The sequence below is a fragment of the Salegentibacter sp. BLCTC genome (assembly GCF_015143665.1).
Lineage (GTDB): Bacteria > Bacteroidota > Bacteroidia > Flavobacteriales > Flavobacteriaceae > Salegentibacter > Salegentibacter maritimus.
In genome coordinates this window covers 26,685-48,899 of record NZ_WYEW01000007.1, presented here as the reverse complement: position 1 = coordinate 48,899, position 22,215 = coordinate 26,685, and the positions used below count along the sequence as shown (strand labels likewise).

Sequence of the window (22,215 nt, the reverse complement as noted above, 5' to 3'; positions counted from 1 at the left end):
GTGAGCCTTAAGGTTCAGTAGAAATGCGGAAAGCCCCGTTTTTACCTGTATGGTGAAAGCGGGCTTTTTGTTTTCTGGCGGTTTTGGCCCAGCGAGATACATAACTGTGATAATTACTTCCGTCAGCAATAATTAGCATCGGGTTTAAATGCGTAATAAGTCTTTCTAAATTGATTTTGGGAGAGTCCCGGAGTAATACTATTTGTGGCTTAAAATCATTCAGCTTGTAAACCGCACTGCTGTCAACAATGAAAACTGAAGTTTTCCCGGCCAGTAAAATGTTGGGAATTGCTTGCTCTTCCAGACGCCGAATGTTCCTACCGGTCTTGTAATCTTTCAATCTAATTTCATTTTTGACTGGGGCCTCTAGATTATGATAAAGCTCAAGTTTATCATGCTTTTTTATGCCTATCATAGTTTTTCTTGGTTTATGAAAAACAATACTTTCTGAAGATGAATTCTGTATTCTGCTGAAAATCATACTGGATTGAAGCAGTATAATTCCACAGAGAAATAAAATAAAGCTCCTAAAACTTTTTCGATAAATTAAAAAAATAAAAAATAAGATAAGCAAATAGGCGCTTAAACTTTGCCATATACTAAAATGAATGTTTGTAAAAACAAACTCCTCCTTGCCTGCCACCCAGGTAATAAACTGATTCATAAGGCCTATTAAATTTCCGTAGGCATCTGCTAAAGCGTTTGGAAGTATATTGAAATGGGTTAGTATGATAACGAGAATTCCAAGACCTAAAATTAAGCCAAGCACAGGTAATACCACCAAATTGGAAAGAAAGAACAAAGAAGGGAATTGGTGGAAATAAAATAAACTTAAGGGTAAAACTCCAATTTGTGCGGCTATGCTCACACATAATAGCCCCCAAAAGTACCTGGTAATTTTAAATTTGGGTTGCCAGAGTTTAAATAATTTGGGATGAAGGCTAACAATGGCGAACACCGCAAGATAACTAAGCTGAAAACCTACCTGGAAAATAAAATATGGATTTACAAGCAGTAAAATAAACAGAGAAATGAATAAACTGTTCAAAGCACTGGTTTTTCTTCGCAATTGCATCCCAATAGCGATAAAAGAGAACATGGTTACTGCCCGCATTACCGATGGGGAAAGTCCTGCTAGCATAGCAAAACCCCACATGAGTGAAATTAGAAGTACTGTTTTTAGGAACAGTCCATATTTTACGAGGTTTAAAGGTTTAAAAAGCCAGTTTAAAATTAATAGAATAACACCTACATGAAGGCCCGATATGGCAAGTATATGTATGGCTCCGGCAGCAGCATAATCTTCATAAACTTCTTTTGAAATATCCTGTTTTTGTCCCAGTAGTAGTGCCTGTATAATGGCCAGTTCATCTTTATTAAAATTTGTTTTTGAAAGCTTCTCTATTAAACTTGTCCTAAAATTGGCAATATGGGTTAATGGCCTGTTTGTAGTATAGGTTAACATTTGGAGCTCTGCCCGGTCTAAGCTTAATTGCTTCTCTACCTTTTGTTTTTGCATAAACCTCCGATAATTAAATCGGTAGGGATTTAGAGGCTCAGTAATATCTGATGGTTTATTGGGAACAAGCAATTTCGTTCCCGGTTTTATATTTAAGGGAATAGAATCTTTAGAAATGTTAAGCAGGATTTTTCCGGTGGTTGTGACTGAGTTTTTACCCGAAAAGATTCTTTCTACTTCCGCTATATAGGCTTGGTTGTAAGCATTGGGCTTAAGTGTTTCCAAAATGCGAATTTGCATTATGCCAGCTTCGGTACTTTTAGTGTTAATATAGTGCTGTGGTATATTTTTAGGCTGATGCAAATAGGCGGTGGCTATGCCTATACAAAAGATTAAACTCCAGGTGCATATTCCGAAGAAAGCATCATCAAATAACTTTTTACGGGCTCGTAAAAAGCTAAAAAAGAAGCTTAGAAATAGAAAGCCTAAACATATGAAAAAAGCTTGTAAGGGGAGATGAATCGTGAACCCGGTAATAATTCCCAGAATTAGGAATATAGAAAGTTTTATGATGGTAAAATTCAAAAATTGCATCCCTGTTGTTTTGTGTAGGGTAGCAATAAGGAGTATAAGATACTAAAAATTACAAAATTCTTCGGGCCATTACAAAGGTTTCATTCCAAAATGGTTCAGATAAGGAAGAGATAATTACCCCGCGTGAAGTAGAAGAATGAATAAAATAGATATTATCGCTTTCTATTTCTACCACCAGGCCAACGTGGTTAATAACTTTTTTGTTCTTATTTGTTTCAAAAAAAAGTAAATCACCGGGGCCTACTTGTTTTAAATAAAGGCGCTCCCCTTCAAGAGACATGGCTCGGGAAGTTCTTGGAATAGCGATATCTTCCTCCAAAAATGCAGTGTATAGCAATCCGGAGCAGTCCATGCCTCGTTTAGTGGTGCCTCCATATTTATATCGGGTGCCCTCAAAACTTTTTGCCGTAGAAATAATATTATAGACCTTTTTGTTTACCGGCTTAACTTCAGCTATTTCTTTATCGGTATAACTTCTGGACGGCTTTTCTTTACTTGAATAATCTCGTGAACGGTTTTCTTCACTTTTGGTAGTAATAACTTTAGCGCGTGAGCTTCCGCAGGAAACAAGGCCTGTAAGAAAAAAGCTTAAAAAAAGAAGTTTAAAAATTTTAGGCATAGATTAATTTTTGATTGCTTTTATAATTAATTGCGCTGTTTTTTCGCTGGCACCTTTTCCTCCTAATTTTTGTTCTAACTCAAAGTAATCTTTAAAAATTTTGCTACGGTGTTTTTCTTCCAGTATTTTTTTAAACTCTTTTTTAAGTGTTTTAGTATTAAAATCGTTCTGGATTAATTCTTTTACCACCTCCCGGTTCATAATAAGGTTTACCAGTGAGATATAATTCAATTTTATAATTCTACGTGCAATTTGGTAGGAGATATAGCTGCCTTTATAGCAAACTACTTCGGGGATTTTAAAAAGGGCGGTTTCCAGGGTAGCCGTACCCGATGTTACCATGGCAGCATGGGCAAGGCTTAATACATCATATGTTTTATTCATGATAAGCATGATGTTTTTTTGCTTGATGAATGGAGCGTAGAATGCAGCATCCTGGCTGGGTGCACCTGCAATTACAAATTGGTATTCAGGAAAATCTGGGGTGATACTTAACATAACCTCCAGCATTTTTGAAATTTCCTGTTTACGGCTTCCGGGTAAAATAGCAATAATAGGTCTTTCATCCAGCCCGTATTCTTTTTTTATAGCAGCTATATCCGGGAGTTTCTTTTGGCCAATAGCATCAATAAGGGGATGGCCTACAAAATGAACCGGGAAATTATGTTTTTCTTCATAAAACTCCTTTTCAAAAGGGAGTATTACATACATATGGTCTATATCCCGTTTTATTTCTTTTATCCTGTTTTCTTTCCAGGCCCAAATTTGCGGGGAAATATAATAATGTGTTGGGTAGCCTTCTTTTTTAGCCCATTTGGCTATCCTTAAATTAAAACCGGGATAATCTACAAAAATAATCGCATCAGGCTTAAATTTCTTGATGTCTTCTTTGCAGAAGGAAATATTTTTAAGAATGGTCTTTAAGTTAAAAAGAACCTCTACGAAGCCCATAAAGGCCAGTTCGCGGTAATGTTTTACCAATTGCCCGCCCTGTTCCTGCATAAGATCGCCACCCCAAAACCTAAATTCTGCTTCCAAATCGTTTTGTTTTAATGCACGCATCAGGTTAGAGGCGTGAAGGTCTCCAGAAGCTTCCCCGGCTATAATATAATATTTCATTTTATATACTTAGGTTCAAGTTTATAGTTTAATGCACAAGGTTTAAATTCAAGGCCTCAGGTGCCAGGTTCAAGGTTACATCACCTAACAATAAACCACAAACCATAAACACTTATATTTAAACAATTTTAGAGATAAAAATGCTAATCGCGGCCAGGATACTGGCCAATAAAACACCCCTGGCATGATAATTTTGTTTTTTCCTTATAAAAACAAAAAATGGCAAAAAATTTAAAATGGCTCCAAGGGCTATTAATTTCCCAATATATCCTTGAGCAATGGCCTTATCTAAGGTTTCATCTATTCCCATTTCAGAAAAAAGCAGGATGTAAAGAAATACACCGCCAATATTGGCAGAGATTCCGGTTAGGAAACCTATAAAAATATTTTGCTTAATCATTAAGCTCCCAGGTGTTTAAATCGTCTAAAAAGTGATGGGCCGTTAAATCGAATTGTACCGGTACAATTGATACATAACCGTTTTGTAGTGCCCACTCATCGGTATCTTCGCCTTTATCTTTATTTACAAATTTACCGCTAAGCCAATAATATTCACGGCCCTGCGGATTTGTTCTTTTGTCAAATTCTTCCTCCCATTGCGCATTTGCCTGCCTACACACTTTCATTCCTTTAATTTGGGAGGCAGATAGTTTTGGGATATTTACATTTAGCACCACACCTTTTGGCAGGCCATTTTTAATCACATTTTTGGTAATGGCTTTTACATATTTTCTGGTAGGCTCAAAATCGGCATTTAAAGAATAGTCCAGTAGAGAAAAGCCAATAGCTGGAATTCCTTCTACCCCTGCTTCTACAGCAGCACTCATTGTTCCCGAATATATTACGTTTATAGACGAATTAGAGCCGTGGTTAATCCCGCTAACGCAAAGATCGGGTTTACGGTGTAAAATTTCCTGTGTGGCAATTTTTACACAATCGGCAGGGGTTCCCGAACAACTGTATTCTTTATGTTTGTAATTTTCTTTTATGGTAACTTGTTCGCAAAACAAGGTGTCACTAATAGTAATAGCGTGCCCCATGCCGCTTTGGGGGCTGTCGGGTGCCACAACTACAACATCACCCAGCTCTTTCATAACTTCTATTAATGTCCTTATACCGGGTGCTGTGATTCCGTCGTCGTTGGTTACTAAAATCAATGGTTTCTTTCTGGTCATAGCTTAATTTTATAAAAGCTAAAATAATAATTTCGGGAAGAAACCTTATCTTAGTGGTTTAACAAATTATTATTACCCATTAACTTTATTGGCACAATTTTTAATGTATTTTGGAGAGCTGTTAATGATGAAATTTATGCTATTTATGAAAAAGAATTTAAAGATCTTGGTGGTCGTGCTTTTAATGGCTGCCACTTCCTGTAGTTTTACTACTAAAAAATTTGACGACCCTAATAAAGATAAACTTCTTATAGACCTTATTACATATGTTCTTAACGAAGGTCATTACGATGCCCGGGAAATTAATGACGAATTTTCTGAAGGTGTTTATGATAAATATCTTGAAGGTTTAGATGGGTCTAAACGTTTTTTCTATGCAAGCGACATTAAAGAATTTGACGCTTACCGGGATAAGATTGATGACCAAATTGAAGAACAGAAAATTGATTTTTTCGATTTAACCTATAATCGACTTATAGAAAGATCGGAAGAAGCAAGGAGTATTTATAAGGAAATCCTCGAAAAGCCTTTTGATTTTTCTGAAGATGAAGTTATAAATACAGATTTCTCTGAAGCAGACTATGTGACTTCAAAAAAGGAATTAAAAGAGCGTTGGAGAAAACAGCTAAAATTTTCTACCCTTATTACTTTTTATGATAAGGTAGAAGAAGAGGAACAAAAAAAGGAAGAAGATCCTGCTTATGAGATGAAGTCTAAAGAAGAGCTTGAGAAAGAGGCCCGTAAGGTAACCTTAAACTCTTTGGATGAATATTACGATTTTACAGATGATCTTGAACGCAAGGATTATTTTACAGTGTATTTAAATGCCGTAGTTGAGGCTTTTGATCCTCATACTTTTTATTTTGCACCTCAGGATAAAGACAGGTTTGATATTGCCATGTCTGGGAAACTTGAGGGTATTGGTGCCAGATTACAAAAGAAAAGTGACAATATTACCATTACCGAAGTTATCTCGGGAGGTCCTGCCTGGAGAAGTGAACAGCTTGATGCAGGAGATGAGATTTTAAAAGTGCAGCAAGAAGATGAAGATAATCCTGTAAGCATAGTGGGAATGCGCCTTGAAGATGCTGTAGACTTAATTAAGGGGCCAAAAGATTCTAAAGTTACCTTAACAGTTCGTAAAAAATTAATGGGTAATATAGAAGAAATCACACTTACCCGTGACATTGTTGAAATTGAAGAAACCTATGCCAAGACTGCTATGGTTAACAATAACGGTAAGAATTTCGGAATAATTAACCTGCCTAAGTTCTATTTTAATATGGAAGATTATGAAGAGCGAAATGCGGCTTCAGATATCAAGAAAGATATTATTCGATTAAAGGAACAGGATATGGACGGGCTTGTACTTGACCTTAGAAATAATGGAGGTGGTTCTCTAAAAACAGTGGTAGACATTGCCGGGCTTTTTATTGAGGAAGGACCTATCGTTCAGGTGAAATCCAGCGGAAAAAGAAAAGAAGTTCTTTCAGACGAAGATCCTTCTGTGTTATGGGATGGTCCCCTTGTAATTTTGGTAAATGAGCTTTCTGCTTCGGCTTCAGAGATTCTTGCCGCTGCCATGCAAGACTATAAAAGGGCTATTATTATAGGTAGCAAACAGACCTATGGTAAAGGAACCGTTCAAAATGTAATAGATTTAAATCGTTGGTTAAGAAGCAATGAATTTGGAGATGTAGGCGCGCTTAAATTAACTACCCAGAAGTTTTATAGGGTAAACGGAGGCTCTACGCAATTAGAGGGTGTAAAAAGTGATGTAGTGGTTCCAGATCGTTATAGCTTTATAGATATTGGAGAGAAAGACCAGGATAATCCGCTGCCATGGGATAAAATAGATCCCGCCAGTTATGAGGTTTGGGAAGGTTTTGTAAACTTTGAAAAAACCATTGAAGAGAGTAAGGATAGAATGGGAACTAATGAGCAGTTAAAACTTATTGAGGAGCATGCCAAATGGATTAAAGATCAGAGTGAAGATAACTCACATTCTTTAATGTTTGAAGAATATGCCGCAACGGCAGAAATGAACAAAGAAATGGCCAAAAGGTTTGATTCTATTAAAAACTATACCACCAACCTTACATTCAAATCTTTACCTTACGAAGTAAAGTTGTTTGCAAACGATACCATTTTAAAAGAGAAAAGAGATCGTTGGCATAAAAACTTGAGTAAAGATGTTTATGTGGAAGAGGCTATTCATGTACTGGCAGATATGAAAAAGAATAATATAAAGCAGGATAAATTAGCTAAAGTTCGCGACTAACTTTTCTAAAGATAGGCTAAGAGCTTGTTTGAAAATTTTGTTCTCCTCAAAGCTAAACTCGTTTTAGCTTTTAATATGGAGTTTAAGGCTTTTTCAAACAAGCTTTTTTATACCTGATGTTTTTCGACTACCATCCAGGAACATAGTCTTTAATTTAGGCTCGAATCTCTTCTGAAAAACTTAGTTTTGTAGTATGCTAAAACGAAAATATATCTACCCTTTAATCATTTTAACGGTAGCTGCAGTTTTACTTATGGTAGAACGCTGCGGTTAAAAGGAAATTCTTTGGGAATCCAGCTTTATAAAAATAAAGAGTAAGGTTGTAAATGCCCAAAGGCCTGAGCCCCCGTAGCTTAAAAAGGGCAAGGGAATACCTACCGTAGGAAAAATACCAATAACCATCCCTATATTTACCAGAAAGTGCATAAAAAGAATTCCAATTACCCCATAGCCATAAACCCGGCTAAATGTAGACTTTTGCCTTTCTGCCAGGTAGAGTAGTCGCAGCATAAGTAGGACAAAAAGACCAAGAATAAAGGTACTTCCCATAAATCCCCATTCTTCGCCAACGGTGCTAAAGATATAATCTGTATGTTGCTCTGGAACAAAATGGCCTTTGGTTTGTGTTCCTTCTGTCCAGCCTTTGCCAAATAAACCTCCACTACCAATGGCAATCTCACTCTGATTGGTATTATAGCCAATTCCGCGAGAGTCTACTTCCTTTCCTAAAACAATATTGAAACGATCTCTATGATGTTGTTTAAAAATGTTTTCAAATACATAATTTACCGAAAGGGAAAATCCAACGGCCACCGATGCAAAAAACAGGTATTTAATAAGATTGGGCTTCCTTTTTGAATTCTTAAGGTAAACCAATGCTGTAATTAGTAAAATACTGCAAATTACCCATAAAGGCCCAAAAGCCAGTGTAGCTACAAAAATACTTGCAGCAAAGAAGCCCAATAATAAGTAAACAAAATGAAGTCCTTCTCGATAAAGGGCAAAAGCAAAAGAGAAATAGACCATAGCACTACCAGCATCAGGTTGTAAAAGCACCAAAAGCATAGGCAACGCAATGATTAGGAAAACTTTTAATTGGTGCTTAAAATCTCTTATATTGATTTGTATGCCACTTAAGTATTTAGCAACAGCAAGAGCTGTTGCTGCCTTGGCAAATTCAGATGGTTGAATACTAATAGGTCCTATTTGGTACCAGGCCGTTTGTCCGGCAATAGTGCTACCAAATATAAAAAGCCCAACTAATGAAAGTAAACTCAGGCTATAGATTATACTGGAAAAACGTTGGTAGAACTTAGCTTCTATAGAGAGCAGCAAAATTATTAAAACCACGCTTAAGGATATAAATAGTGCCTGCCTTCCATACGGCACATTCATATTAAAAAAATCAGTGGGGTCGTTTGTTCCTAATGAAGCTGAATAAATATTTATCCAACCAAAACCTACCAGTAAAATATAAATTAAAATTGTGATCCAGTCGAATCCGGTATTGCTTTTAGTCATTTACTGATTAATTATAAAAGGTTCTCCACTTAATGGTTTGGCATACTCATCTTCAAGACTGTTGTTTAAGATCCAGTCTTCCAAATCTGTTCTGGTTATTTCTTTTTTAATATATTTTTCAACCATTAAGCTGGCTATTTTTCCTGCATAGCGGCTTCCCCAATAGCCGTTCTCTACGAATACCGCAAGCGCTATTTTTGGATTATCTACGGGAGCAAAAGCCACAAAGATAGAATGATCTGTAAGTTGGGTTCGTTTACCATTTATTTTTGTGAAATTCTCGGCAGTACCTGTTTTTCCGGCAATTTCAATACCCGGTACCTGTAACCTTCTTGCAGTTCCATTTGTATACACCTGGTGCATTCCTTCAACTACCGGATCATAATGTTTCCTGTCTATAGTGGTATTTTTCTTTACGGTGAACTTCTCTTCTTTAATTGGCTCTCCTTCAATTTTCTTTAAAATATGCGGGGTATAATACCAACCGCGATTGGCGATAATAGCCGTCATATTTGCCAATTGAATAGGGGTCATTAAAACTTCTCCCTGACCAATAGCATTCGAAAGAGTAGCAGATGCATACCATTTGTAAGTCGGGTAATTATATATCTTGTTGTAATAGTCGGCATTTGGTATTTTTCCAGGTCTTCCTGTGCTAAGGTCGTTCCCCATAAACTGCCCGAGACCAAAGCTTTGTAAATGATTGTTCCAGGCGTCCATTCCTTCCTGGGGGCTGGGGTATTTTTCAATAGTTTTTCTATATACCTGTGCAAAATAGGTGTTGCAAGAACTGGAAATACCGGGAACCAGGCCTAAAGGACTTGAATGTGGGTGGCAGCCCATTCTTCGACCCCTACCATATGAGAATCCGTTATGGCATGAAAAAGTATCTTCTGTATCTACAACGCCTTCCTGCAAAGCGATTAGCCCAGTTAAAACTTTAAATGGCGATCCGGGAGGGTATTCAGCTAAAAGACCGCGATCATAAAGTGGCTGGGCAATAGAGTCGTAATAAAGTCGGGTGTAATTTGGCGATCTTTTTCTTCCCACCAATAAAGCCGGGTCGTAATTAGGAGCGGTTACCAGGGATAGAATTTCGCCACTACCGGGTTCTATGGCAACAATCCCGCCGCGTTTATTTTGCATTAATTTCTCGCCATAAACTTGAAGTTCGGCATCAATGGTAATGCTTATATCTTTTCCTTTAGTGGGTAGTGTATCGTAAATTCCATCTTTATAGGGGCCGATATCTCGGTTAAACCTATCTTTTTGGATATATTTTACACCTTTTTCGCCACGCAGCAATTCTTCGTAAACTTTCTCTACACCGCTTCGTCCAATAAGATCCCCGGAAATATAATAAGGATCTTCGTTTACTTTTTTCTGATTTACCTGTGCTATATAGCCCAAAACATTTGCACTATGATCTACCTGATAATCTCTTAGAGAACGTTTTTGAATATAGAAACCTTCGTATTTCCGCATTTTTTCCTGTAAATAGGCGTATTCTGCTTTGGTTAGCTGTGGAATAATTACGGAAGGGAGAATAGGGGAGTAGATCTTTGCTTTATCAAGACGGCGCCCCAACTCTTCGGGTTCAATACTTAAAATTTCGCAGAATTCAGTAGTGTCAAAGGGTTTTAGGTTCCTGGGAATGGCCATCACATCGTAAGATGGTTGGTTAGAAACCATTAATTTTCCATTCCTGTCTGAAATATAACCGCGCTGGGGGTAATCGTAAACTACCTCTATAGCGTTATCTTGAGATCTAACTGCGAAAGAATCGTTAACTACCTGTAAATAGAAAAGCCGGGCCAGAAAAACTATGCCCGTAACGAGTATAATAATGTAAAGTAATAATTTTCTCATCTATATTTTTTGCTGAAAACTGCTAAACTTAGCATAATCATAATAACACTAAAAATCCCTGAAAATAACGTTTTTTTGAGGATTAATATTATATGATTTAAACTAAACATTTCCAAGAAAAATAATATAAAATGATGAATTATTATACTGATAAAAATATAACTCAATCTTGCACCAATAGGCGTAGTTGAAAGCCTTAGGTTTTGATGGTCATAACTTATTCCAAAAGAAAAACGGAGTAAATTAGGCCTTATAAATGCAATTACCGTACAGGCAGCCGCATGAATCCCGCCACTGTCTTCAAAAAGGTCTATGCTAAAGCCTAACAAAAAAGCCAGTACTAAGAATATACTCTGGTTGGAGTTGAAAGGATAAAGTAAGATAAACAAAACATAAAGATATGGATTGATATAACCCAGGAAATTAATGTTGTTAAGGATAAGTACCTGTATAAATACTAAACCTACAAACCTGATGATATTTTTTAAAATACTACTGTTCATCTTCCTCCTGCTCTAATTCCAGTATTTCTTCGCGCTCCATATTCTCTATAACATACACATAACCAATGTTGGTCATATCGTTAAAGAGCTTAACATTAATATGGTAATAACTTTCACTTTGGTCTAGTTTAAAATCCTGAATGCTTCCAATAGGGATTCCTTCTGGAAAAATTAGCGATTTACCTCCGGTTACAATCGTATCGCCTTCTTTTACCGGAGCCTGCCTGGGGACATCAATTAATTGAACGATATTTGGGTTTTTTCCGTTCCATATTAAACTCCCAAAATGATTGGTTTTGTTAAGTTGAGCATTAATTCTAGACTCTGAATTCAAAATAGAAATTACACGTGAGAACCTATTGTTTACTCTATCTATAATGCCAATTACTCCTTTACTTGTTATTACGCCAAATTCAGATTCTATACCGGCTTCTTTGCCCTGGTTTAGGGTTAAAAAGTTATTGGGCTTGGCAAAGTTGTTATTAATCACCCTGGCGGTCCTAAAGTAATAGGTGCCATCAAAGCTGGAAGTATCTGTGTAGTTCTCAATCGAGATCGTATCGTTTAAATTGGTAAGTATATTTCGCAGTTGCTTATTCTCTTCCATAAGCCGCTCGTTGTACTCATCTAGGTGCATATACTTATCAAAATCGTTAGCCCACGAGTAGATACCGCCGGTAACCACATTGGCCGAACTTATAAAACTGCTTTTGTGAAAAGAATGGGTTTGGATCGTGAAAAATACAGCTAAGGCCAGCAGAAATAAGAATAGGATATTATTCTTATTTCGGATAAGAAAATTAAAAATTTGCTGCATAAAACTACTTCTCCTACTTTATCAAAATTCCCTTATAACGGTTTAGGGTTTTTAAGCATATTCCGGTACCTCTTACCACGGCTCTTAATGGATCTTCGGCAATATAAACGGGAAGATCGGTTTTTTGAGATAACCTTTTGTCTAAACCTCTTAGCATAGAACCACCACCCGCAAGATAAATACCGGTATTGTAAATATCGGCGGCGAGTTCCGGTGGGGTTTGGGATAGGGTTTCCATAACCGCATCTTCAATTCTTAAAATCGATTTATCCAAAGCTTTGGCAATCTCACGGTAAGAAATATTTACCTGCTTGGGTTTTCCTGTTAATAAGTCACGTCCCTGTACGCTCATTTCTTCTGGCGGAACCTCTAGATCTTCAGTTGCCGCACCAATCTGGATTTTTATTTTTTCGGCAGTGCGCTCTCCCACATATAAGTTGTGCTGGGTACGCATATAGTAAACAATATCGTTTGTAAACACATCACCGGCAATTTTAACCGATTTATCACAAACAATCCCTCCAAGGGCAATAACCGCAATTTCGGTAGTACCTCCCCCTATATCCACAATCATATTACCTTTTGGCTGCATAATGTCTACCCCAATACCAATTGCGGCTGCCATAGGTTCGTGAATAAGGTAAACCTCTTTCCCATTCACCCGTTCTGCACTTTCTTTTACGGCACGCATTTCTACTTCGGTAATTCCAGAAGGAATGCAAATTACCATCCTAAGGGCAGGGGTAAACATTTTCTTTTTTAGCGCCGGAATTTCTTTAATGAACATCGTGAGCATTTTCTCACTGGCATCAAAATCGGCAATTACACCGTCTTTTAACGGGCGAATGGTTTTTATATTCTCATGGGTTTTTCCCTGCATCATAGCAGCTTCTTTACCTACTGCGGTTATCTTTGCCGTAGTACGGTCTCGTGCAACTATAGATGGACTGTCTACCACTACTTTATCATTGTGAATAATAAGGGTGTTCGCAGTTCCTAAATCTATTGCTATTTCTTCAATGAGAAAATCAAAAAATCCCATGGTTTATTTTGTGTTGAGGTTTGGTAAATGTACTAAAATTAATGTTTAAAATGGCGAGTTCCTGTCATCACCATTGCGATATTATTTTCATTACAATAATCTATGCTAAGTTGGTCTTTTATAGAGCCTCCAGGCTGTATCACTGCTGAAATACCTTCGTTTCCTGCTATTTCTACACAATCTGGGAACGGGAAAAATGCATCACTTGCCATTACAGCTCCCTTTAAATCAAAATTAAAAGACCTGGCCTTCTCAATACTTTGCTTTAATGCATCTACTCGAGAAGTTTGGCCGGTACCACTGGCGCATAGTTGCTTATTTTTTGCCAATACAATGGTATTAGATTTGGTATGCTTACAGATTTTGGAAGCAAATAACAAATCAGATAACTCATTAACAGTAGGATTATTGTTCGTTGCTTGCTTTAAATCTTCAGCAACATCGGTTTTATGATCTTTATCCTGAACTAAAACTCCGTTTAAGCAAGTTCTAACTTGTTTCTGCGGAAGTTCGGTTTCTTTTTGAATCAATAAAATTCTGTTCTTTTTTCCCTTAAGGATTTCTTCTGCCTCTGCAGAGAACGAAGGGGCTATTACTACTTCGCAGAATAATTTATGAATTTCTTCAGCTGTAGCTTTGTCAATTTCAATATTACTAATTAAAACACCACCAAAGGCTGAAACCGGATCTCCTGCCAATGCATCTACATAAGCCTGGTGTAAAGTGTCGCGTTGTGCCAAACCACAGGCGTTGTTGTGCTTTAAAATAGCAAAAGTTGGGTCTTCGCCTTTAAATTCATTAATAAGGTTTACCGCGGCATCTACATCTAACAGGTTGTTGTACGAAAGTTCTTTTCCGTGTAGTTTTTCAAACATCGCATCAAAATCGCCATAAAACTCTCCTTTTTGATGTGGGTTTTCACCATATCTAAGGGCTTTTCCGTTTTGGAAACTTTGTTTGTAAGCTTCAATTTCCTGGTTAGCGTTAAAATAATTGAAAATAGCCGTGTCGTAATGGGAAGAAACATTAAAGGCTTTACCTGCAAAAAGTTTGCGATCAGCAAGGCTGGTTTCGCCATTTTTTTCTTCCAGTAAATTTTCAAAACTTTTATAATCTTCTACCGAAGAAACGCAAAGTACGTCTTTAAAGTTTTTTGCGGCAGCGCGAATAAGTGAAATCCCGCCAATGTCTATTTTTTCAATAATATCCTGTTCTGAAGCTCCCGAAGCTACGGTTTTCTCAAACGGATAAAGGTCTACAATTACAATGTCTATTTGTGGAATTTCGTATTCAGCAAGTTCTTTTACATCACTTTCATTATCCTGGCGGTTTAAAATTCCTCCAAAAACTTTTGGATGAAGTGTTTTTACACGTCCGCCTAAAATAGAAGGATAAGAAGTTACATCTTCTACAGGCACTACATTAACCCCCAGGTCTTTGATGAATTTCTCGGTACCTCCGGTAGAGTAAATGGTGATTCCCAGGTTGTTAAGTTTTTTTACGATGGGTTCCAGGCCGTCTTTGCTAAATACAGAAATTAAAGCAGATTTTGCTTTTTTTAAGTCGCTCATTGTGTTGTGTTTGTTAAAGTTGCAAAAGTAAGTATTTAAGCCAAAAACTTAAAAGGCATTTCTTTTATTTATCGAGAAATTTTGTAACGAATTTTAAAGCCGGACGTCATACCACTAAGCGCATAAAAATTCTAAAATTTAATTATTCAAGAAGTAAGCTTTAAAATGTGCAAAAACTGGTTGTCGGCTTTTAATTATTAACCCAATAACTCGTGGCATTGCCCCGGGCCCTTAGTAATTATGCTTATATATTTACGAGTACTTAAAGAAAGTTTTAATTTTGCAATTAATGCATTAAAAAACAATAAGCTAAGAACATTTCTTTCTTTGCTTGGGGTTACTATAGGTATTTTTTCTATTATTGGAGTACTGGCTGCGGTAGATTCTTTAGAGAAGGAGATTAAGGGTAGTTTAAGTGCTTTAGATAATAGTACCATAATTGTAATGCGTTTTTCTTTTGGCCCTACCGAAATCCCACAATGGAAACGTCAACAATTTCCAGATGTTGCTTATGATGAATATCAATATTTAAAAAGAAATCTTCCCAATACCGAGTCGGTAAGTTTTACCATTGGGGTACCAGACGAATCTATAAAACACCAGGATGTTACCAGTACCGGGGTAGGTGTTGGTGCGGTTACCCACGAATATTATGATATTGAAGCCCTTGAACTGGAAGAAGGTAGGTTTTTTAATGAATCTGAATCGGTAAGTGGTTCGCCGGTAATTGTTTTAGGTCACGAAATAGCCAATAACCTTTTCGGGAATTTTAGCCCGCTTGGAAAAGAAGTACGTATGTACGGTCGTAAATTTACGGTTATTGGGGTGCTGGCCAAGCAGGGCGCCAGTCTTTTTGGAGGCTCTAGGGACGGTCAGGTTTTTCTACCGGTAAATGTAGCACGCAGGGTATATGGCGATAATAATAAAGGGGTATTTCCTCAGTTGATTTTAAAACCGGAAGATGGGGTTGATAATGCCGAATATAAAGCAGTTTTAGAGCAACAATTGCGTAATTACCGCGGAATTAAGCCCGGGGATATTAATAATTTCTTTGTAAACCAGCTTCAGGGCTTTGCCGATTTTATAGATAATATCACCGGCCAGCTAAACTTAATAGGTCTAATTATTAGCGGATTTTCATTATTGGTGGGCGGATTCGGGATCGCCAATATTATGTTTGTGAGCGTAAAAGAGCGAACCAACTTAATTGGAATTCAAAAATCCCTTGGGGCTAAGAATAAATTTATCCTATTTCAGTTTTTATTTGAAGCAATAATCCTGGCTATCATTGGCGGCCTTGTAGGGCTCGGACTTGTTTGGTTGGTTTCTCTCGTCGCTTCGCAATTTACAGGCGATTTTCAATTTGTACTTTCGCCCTGGAATATGTTTATAGGAACGACAGTCTCTGCGGTAATTGGTTTAATATCAGGAATAATTCCGGCAATTTCGGCCTCAAAATTAGATCCGGTAGAAGCAATTAGAACAGGGATGTAATTATAGAAAATAGAGAATAGATTTTAGAATAGAGAACTTTACCTAACTGTTTGCTAAATCTCTTTTCTTCCTTCTCTGCTCTTTTCTCTTTTTTTAGGCTTCTAAAACTTCGGCTACATTTGCGTTCACCCATTCTAAAAATTCCTCATCTTCTTTAGAGAATGGATCGGGTGTGTGAGAATCAATATCTATTTGGCCAATATTTTCGCCATCTAAGAAAAGCGGTACCACAATTTCAGCCTTTACATGAATGCTACAGGCTATATAGTTGGTTTGTGCTTTTACATCTGGCACTACAAAGTTTTCATTAGAGACCGCTACCTGCCCGCAAATTCCTTTTCCAAACGGAATAATCGTATGGTCGGTAGGTTCACCGGCAAACGAGCGTAATTTCAATTCCTCTTTATCACCATTTTTAAAATAAAATCCTACCCAATCATAATATGGAATATTTTCTTTTAAAGCTTCACAAACCTGCGATAACCTATGGTCTACCGATAGTTTATTGTTTTCAAGAATAGCTTTAATTTCCGGTTTTAATTTCTGAAATGGCATAGTTGATATTTTAGTGCAAAAGTATTTAAAAATTATAGCAAGCGCAGGCACATATTTATATAAATTTGTTAAAAACCCCCTTAAAATTTGATCAGGTTATTCGTTAAATACAAATCGGTGCTTCGGTTTATTTTCATGTTTTTGGGGAGCTATTTGGTATTTACGCTATTTTATAACCTCTATTTAGATTTTTTTAGGTCTCCGGTTTATTTCCCCGATTACATTACACACCTTGTGGCGAAGCAAAGCGAAGCTTTAATAAATAGTTTTGGGTATAATGCCAAAATTATACCTCACCAGTCTGAACTTTCTATGAAACTTATTATTAACGAGGTTTACCTTGCTAGAATTATAGAAGGCTGTAACGCTGTTAGTATCATTATTTTATTTCTCGCTTTTGTACTTTCCTTCTTTGGGAAGTTTAAAACAACATTACTTTATTTACTGGCGGGATCTGTTATAATTTATGGGATGAATATTATTAGAATTGCTGTTCTCGCCATAGGAATTTATGAATATCCACAACATACCCAATTTTTACATAGTATTGTTTTTCCATTAATTATATATGGCACCATATTTATTTTATGGCTTATTTGGGTGCGTATTTATAGTCAAAAACATAGTGTATGAAGCAGCTGGTAAAACTTTTAACGATTGCAATATTAGTTGTGCTGCTGGTTTTGATAAGGCTTTTTGAACAACAATTATTTTATGATCCACTTATTGATTTTTATCGGTACGGCGGGCATTTGGCAATGGAGGTACCTCAAATTTTTTTCCCTAAATTAATCTTGAATATTGGCTTACGATATTGGCTAAATACTTTAATCTCTTTAGCAATATTATTTGTAGCCTTTCGAGATACGAACATCATAAAATTTGCAGCAATATTATTTGCCATATTGTTTGGGATTAGCCTTGCTGCCTTTAGTGTGCTTTACTTTACACTTAATGAACAAAATGTAATGGGCCTATTTTATGTTAGAAGGTTTCTTATTCATCCAATTTTTATACTTATTTTACTACCTGCATTTTATTATTATAGGTTGCAAAAATCTAAAAACCCATAATTTTAAAACTTATTCCAAAAAATCGGAAAGTACTTTATTTCAAAAAATTACTTATTTTTGTAGCCGATGAAAAAAGCGTTTCAACATAGTATTTCTGTAACCATGGCATTTTTGGTGCTGCTTTCAACCCTTTCCTTTACGGTTGATAGGCACTTCTGCGGAAACTATTTGGTTGATAAAGCCATTTTTTCTGAAGCTCAAACCTGTGGTATGGATATGGAAGCCACCGCCCAGGATTCTTGCTGCACCAACAAAAAAATAGCGGTAGAAGGTCAGGATGAATTAAAGCATAAATTTGATTCTCTAGACTCAAATCAACAGGCCTTTCTTATTGGCTTTGCGTATTCTTATATTTTCATTTTAGAAGATATCCAAAAGGAAATTGTTCCGTTTAAAGATTACACCCCACCACTTCTGGTCAAAGATATTCATCTTGAAGACCAGGTTTTTCTTATCTGATATACATTTTTTGAAATGTAATTTTGTCCTATAAGTGCTTTTTGAGCCTTCAGGGCAAATAATAATTTGTAGTTATAAATTGTGGTAAAACAGTTTTCTGCAAATTGTTTTCAATTACATTCCCGGTTTGGCCTTGAGTTTACACATTGGGTCATTTTTTAAGCTTCGTTTTTTATAAATGTATATCTAAGTCTATGTTCAATAAGATCATTAACTATTTTCTTTCTAACCGCCTGGTTTCTGTTTTACTTTTAGTTTTTTTGATAGGCTGGGGGTTGGTTACCGCTCCTTTTAACTGGAATACAGGTTTCCTTCCAAGTGATCCTGTTCCGGTAGATGCTATTCCCGATATTGGGGAGAATCAACAAATTGTATTTACGAATTGGCCGGGACGTTCGCCGCAGGATATAGAAGATCAAATTACCTATCCGCTAACCAGTACACTTTTAGGAATTCCCGGTGTTAAATCTATTCGAAGTTCTTCAATGTTTGGGTTTTCCAGTATTTACATCATTTTTGAAGAAGATGTAGAGTTTTATTGGTCTAGAAGCCGAATTTTAGAAAAACTGAATTCACTTCCGGCCGGTTTGCTCCCGCAAGATGTGCAACCAACCTTAGGCCCCGATGCTACCGGATTAGGGCAGGTGTTTTGGTATACCCTGGAAGGCCGCGATAAAGACGGAAATGTAACCGGGGGGTGGGACTTACACGAATTGAGAAAAATTCAGGATTACTATGTAAAACTAGGTTTAAGCGGAACTCAGGGAGTTTCTGAAGTAGCTTCTATAGGTGGCTTTGTTCAGGAATACCAAATTGATGTAAACCCCGATGCACTTAAAGCATACGGAGTTGGTATAAATCAGGTGATGAAAGCCGTAAAAAACTCCAATCGTGATGCCGGGGCAAAAACCCTGGAGGTTAATAAGGTAGAATACCTTGTAAGAGGATTGGGGTATATAAAATCTATAGATGACATTGAAAATACCGTTGTTGCCGAGAATGAAAACACGCCCATTTTTATAAAAGATATTGGGCAGGTAAGTTTAGGTCCCGCCGAACGCCGGGGTGTTCTGGATAAAGGGGGCGCTGAAGTAGTAGGAGGGGTAGTGGTAGCACGTTATGGCTCAAACCCTTTGGCGGTGATTCAAAACACCAAAGATAAGATTCAGGAAATAGCTTCAGGTTTGCCTTCCAAAGTTTTGGCCGATGGCACCGAAAGCCAATTAACCATCGTTCCTTTTTATGATAGGACACAGCTTATAAATGAGACTATAAATACACTGGAAAAAGCACTTTCTCACGAGGTGCTTATCAGTATTATTGTAATTATTGTTCTTGTTTTAAATTTAAGGGCTTCTATTTTAATTTCCAGTTTGTTGCCCGTGGCAGTTCTTATGACGTTTATCGCCATGCGCTATTTTGGGGTAGATGCCAATGTGGTGGCACTTTCTGGTATTGCCATTGCCATAGGGGTTATGGTAGATGTTGGGATTGTTTTTGTTGAAAATACGGTGCGATGGCTGGAAATGCCCGAAAATAAAAACGCCCGCGGAAAGAAACTTGCCAATATAATCTATAATGCAACTGTAGAAGTTGCCCCGGCGGTAACCACTGCCCTGGCAACCACAATTGTAAGCTTTTTACCGGTTTTCTTTATGGAAAACGCCGAAGGGAAATTATTCAGGCCTTTGGCATTTACCAAAACCTTTGCGCTGGTGGCAGCTTTTTTAATAGGCGTATTTGTGCTACCCATGCTTTCCTACTTCTTTTTCAACATTAAAATCAACAAAAAGAAGTCACAAAATATCTGGAATTTTATCCTGGTAATTTCAGGAGCGGTTTTGGCTATTGTTTTTAGCTTTTGGCTTCCTTTAGCACTTACACTTATTGGATTGGTGAAAATTGCCGAAACCAGAAATCCGCAGTTCTTAGGGAGATATTCCAAATATGTAATCCCGGGCTTAATACTGGCGGTAACCATCTTCTTCCTTGCCGAAGAATGGATGCCACTTGGATTTCAGAAATCTGCCTTTGCCAATTATATTTTCGTGATCCTGCTGCTTAGTATCACTTTGGCCATCTTAATGATGATGGTGAGGTTCTATCAACCTATTCTAAATTGGTGCTTAATCAATAAAGGAAAATTCCTTTCATTGCCTATAATAACAATTTTCTTTGGTGCTATAATCTGGTTTGGTTTTCCCAATATGTTTGGTTTTGTGGCCAAAGGTTTTGATAAATTAGGATTGAATATAAGAACTACAGAGGTTTGGAGTGGGATGGCACATACATTCCCGGGTGTGGGTAAAGAGTTTATGCCTTCATTAAACGAAGGAAGCTTTTTATTGATGCCTACTACCATGCCCCACGCCGGCATGGAAGAAACCACTAAAACCCTAAAGCAGTTGGATATGGCGGTAACCGGCATTCCGGAGATTGATATTGCTGTAGGTAAATTGGGAAGGGCCGAGACCGCTTTAGATCCTGCCCCAATATCGATGTTTGAAAATATTATCAATTATAAACCTGAGTTTATACTTGCTGAAGATGGTTCTATGCAACGATTTAAAGTAGATGATAAAGACCGGTTTATCCTGAAATCTGGTGATAGCTTAAGCAATACAGAAGCCATTGAGCAAGATGTATCTGCTGCGCAGCTTGTTAAAGATGAAGATGGGAAATTCTATCGAAACTGGCGCGAGCATATTAAGAGCCCCGATGATATTTGGAATGAAATTACAAAGCACACAAATCTTCCGGGGGTTACCTCGGCTCCAAAACTACAGCCTATAGAAACCCGGCTTGTGATGCTTCAAACCGGAATGCGTGCCCCCATGGGAATTAAAGTGTATGGGCCAAACCTTACTACTATCCAGGACTTTGGAATGCAATTGGAAGAATTGTTAAAAGAGGTTCCTTCGGTAAAGGCTGAAGCTGTTTTTGCCGATCGAGTTGTAGGAAAACCCTATTTGGAAATTGACATAGACAGAAATGCGATTGCCCGGTACGGACTTAGTATTGAAGATGTTCAGCAAACAATAGAAACCGCTATTGGGGGTATGGAAATCACTTCTACCGTAGAAGGGCGCGAACGTTTTCCGGTACGGGTAAGGTATCCAAGAGAACTAAGGGGCGACCCCGAGAGTATTAAAAATATTTTGGTGCCAACTCCTAAAGGAGCACAAATTCCATTAAGGGTATTTGCAGAGCTTAATTACGAGCAGGGACCGCAAATGATTAAGAGTGAAGATACCTTTCTTACGGGATATGTTCTTTTTGATAAGCGAGATGGTTTTGCTGAGGTAAATGTGGTAAATGATGCCAAAAAACATATTCAGGATAAAATAGCTTCAGGAGAATTAGAGGTGCCGGAAGGGGTTAGTTATAAGTTTTCCGGGAATTATGAAAATCAGGTGCGGGCAGTAGAACGCCTTGCCATACTTATCCCCATCTGTCTGGTTATTATTTTCCTTCTGTTGTATTTTCAGTTTAAGAGCATTATTGCTTCTACCATTCATTTTTCGGGTGTTTTTGTTGCCTTTGCCGGTGGGTTTATTATGATTTGGCTTTATGGACAGCCCTGGTTTATGGATTTTGCGGTCTTTGGTACTAATATGCGAGAACTTTTCCAGATGCAGGAGATTAACCTGAGTGTGGCCGTTTGGGTTGGGTTTATCGCACTATTTGGAATTGCTACCGATGATGGGGTGATTATGGGTACCTACATTCACCAGGTTTTTGAACGGAAAAAACCAAAAACTGTAGCTGAGGTTAGGGAAGCAGTAATGGAAGCCGGCTTAAAAAGAGTACGCCCCGCCATGATGACCACAGCGGTTACTATAATCGCGCTTTTCCCGGTGCTAACTTCTACCGGAAAAGGTTCAGATATCATGGTACCTATGGCTATTCCAATTGTTGGTGGAATGCTAATTCAGATTATGACGATTTTTGTAGTACCTATTTTACAGGCTATTTGGAGGGAAAATGTACCCTATAATTCAGAAGAAGATAGAGATGAAACCAAAACAATTGAAGCTTAGCACTTCTGAAGAAATTAAATATTA

General features: G+C 37.4%; 18 protein-coding genes. 6 read left to right on the top strand and 12 right to left on the bottom strand.

Annotated elements, in window-relative coordinates; all coding sequences use genetic code 11:
• Positions 1-7: 7 nt before the first annotated feature.
• The 5 genes from GUB10_RS09885 to surE all read right to left on the bottom strand — a co-directional run bounded on the left by GUB10_RS09885 (position 8) and on the right by surE (position 4,966).
• Positions 8-2,053 (bottom strand): ComEC/Rec2 family competence protein, encoded by a 2,046-nt coding sequence (locus GUB10_RS09885; RefSeq protein WP_193711289.1) that lies wholly within the window; start codon positions 2,051-2,053, stop codon positions 8-10.
• Between the two features lie 49 nt (positions 2,054-2,102).
• Positions 2,103-2,672 carry a C40 family peptidase gene (locus GUB10_RS09880; protein WP_193711288.1) on the bottom strand — a complete coding sequence of 190 codons (570 nt, stop codon included), beginning with the start codon at positions 2,670-2,672 and terminating at the stop codon, positions 2,103-2,105.
• A gap of 3 nt (positions 2,673-2,675) precedes the next feature.
• The gene (gene lpxB, locus GUB10_RS09875) at positions 2,676-3,791 is read right to left on the bottom strand and encodes a lipid-A-disaccharide synthase (RefSeq protein ID WP_193711287.1); all 1,116 of its coding nucleotides are present in this window, start codon (positions 3,789-3,791) and stop codon (positions 2,676-2,678) included.
• A 118-nt stretch (positions 3,792-3,909) separates the two neighbouring features.
• The gene (locus GUB10_RS09870; RefSeq protein WP_193711286.1) at positions 3,910-4,191 is read right to left on the bottom strand and encodes a hypothetical protein; all 282 of its coding nucleotides are present in this window, start codon (positions 4,189-4,191) and stop codon (positions 3,910-3,912) included.
• Positions 4,184-4,966 carry a 5'/3'-nucleotidase SurE gene (gene surE, locus GUB10_RS09865; protein WP_193711285.1) on the bottom strand — a complete coding sequence of 261 codons (783 nt, stop codon included), beginning with the start codon at positions 4,964-4,966 and terminating at the stop codon, positions 4,184-4,186. The genes GUB10_RS09870 and surE overlap by 8 nt, the downstream gene beginning before the upstream one ends.
• Positions 4,967-5,111: 145 nt before the next feature.
• Between surE and GUB10_RS09860 the strand changes: the two genes are divergently transcribed.
• On the top strand, positions 5,112-7,247 hold the full coding sequence (locus GUB10_RS09860; protein ID WP_193711284.1) for a carboxy terminal-processing peptidase: 2,136 nt from the start codon (positions 5,112-5,114) through the stop codon (positions 7,245-7,247).
• Positions 7,248-7,517: 270 nt separating this feature from the next.
• On the opposite strand, the gene rodA is transcribed toward GUB10_RS09860, so the two are convergent.
• The 6 genes from rodA to purH are packed head-to-tail and all read right to left on the bottom strand — an operon-like array spanning position 7,518 to position 14,570.
• Entirely contained in the window at positions 7,518-8,768 is a 1,251-nt protein-coding gene (rodA, locus tag GUB10_RS09855) for a rod shape-determining protein RodA (RefSeq protein ID WP_193711283.1), read from the bottom strand.
• Complete coding sequence (gene mrdA, locus GUB10_RS09850; RefSeq protein WP_193711282.1) at positions 8,769-10,637, bottom strand: penicillin-binding protein 2; 1,869 nt, start codon at positions 10,635-10,637, stop codon at positions 8,769-8,771.
• Positions 10,634-11,140 carry a rod shape-determining protein MreD gene (locus tag GUB10_RS09845; protein ID WP_193711281.1) on the bottom strand — a complete coding sequence of 169 codons (507 nt, stop codon included), beginning with the start codon at positions 11,138-11,140 and terminating at the stop codon, positions 10,634-10,636. Before GUB10_RS09845 ends, mrdA begins: the two co-directional genes overlap by 4 nt.
• A complete protein-coding gene (gene mreC, locus GUB10_RS09840; protein ID WP_193711280.1) occupies positions 11,130-11,957 on the bottom strand; it encodes a rod shape-determining protein MreC in 828 nt (275 codons plus the stop codon). The genes GUB10_RS09845 and mreC overlap by 11 nt, the downstream gene beginning before the upstream one ends.
• 13 nt (positions 11,958-11,970) lie before the next feature.
• Positions 11,971-12,999 (bottom strand): rod shape-determining protein, encoded by a 1,029-nt coding sequence (locus GUB10_RS09835; protein ID WP_193711279.1) that lies wholly within the window; start codon positions 12,997-12,999, stop codon positions 11,971-11,973.
• Positions 13,000-13,037: 38 nt separating this feature from the next.
• Positions 13,038-14,570, bottom strand: coding sequence for a bifunctional phosphoribosylaminoimidazolecarboxamide formyltransferase/IMP cyclohydrolase (gene purH / locus GUB10_RS09830; RefSeq protein ID WP_193711278.1), 1,533 nt, complete (start codon positions 14,568-14,570; stop codon positions 13,038-13,040).
• 240 nt (positions 14,571-14,810) lie between these two features.
• On the opposite strand from purH, the gene GUB10_RS09825 reads away from it, so the two are divergent.
• A complete protein-coding gene (locus GUB10_RS09825) occupies positions 14,811-16,064 on the top strand; it encodes an ABC transporter permease (protein WP_193711277.1) in 1,254 nt (417 codons plus the stop codon).
• A gap of 93 nt (positions 16,065-16,157) precedes the next feature.
• Here the strand turns inward: GUB10_RS09825 and GUB10_RS09820 are convergent, their stop codons facing one another.
• The gene (locus GUB10_RS09820; protein ID WP_193711276.1) at positions 16,158-16,619 is read right to left on the bottom strand and encodes a GAF domain-containing protein; all 462 of its coding nucleotides are present in this window, start codon (positions 16,617-16,619) and stop codon (positions 16,158-16,160) included.
• Between the two features lie 87 nt (positions 16,620-16,706).
• Here GUB10_RS09820 and xrtF point away from each other — a divergent pair, with 87 nt between their 5' ends.
• The 4 genes from xrtF to GUB10_RS09800 all read left to right on the top strand — a co-directional run bounded on the left by xrtF (position 16,707) and on the right by GUB10_RS09800 (position 22,191).
• On the top strand, positions 16,707-17,252 hold the full coding sequence (gene xrtF / locus GUB10_RS09815; RefSeq protein WP_193711275.1) for an exosortase family protein XrtF: 546 nt from the start codon (positions 16,707-16,709) through the stop codon (positions 17,250-17,252).
• A complete protein-coding gene (locus tag GUB10_RS09810; RefSeq protein WP_193711274.1) occupies positions 17,249-17,692 on the top strand; it encodes an exosortase F system-associated protein in 444 nt (147 codons plus the stop codon). Before xrtF ends, GUB10_RS09810 begins: the two co-directional genes overlap by 4 nt.
• Positions 17,693-17,758: 66 nt before the next feature.
• Positions 17,759-18,151 (top strand): hypothetical protein, encoded by a 393-nt coding sequence (locus GUB10_RS09805; protein ID WP_193711273.1) that lies wholly within the window; start codon positions 17,759-17,761, stop codon positions 18,149-18,151.
• A gap of 194 nt (positions 18,152-18,345) precedes the next feature.
• Positions 18,346-22,191, top strand: a complete 3,846-nt coding sequence (locus GUB10_RS09800) for an efflux RND transporter permease subunit (RefSeq protein ID WP_193711272.1) — start codon at positions 18,346-18,348, stop codon at positions 22,189-22,191.
• The last annotated feature ends 24 nt before the right edge of the window (positions 22,192-22,215 follow it).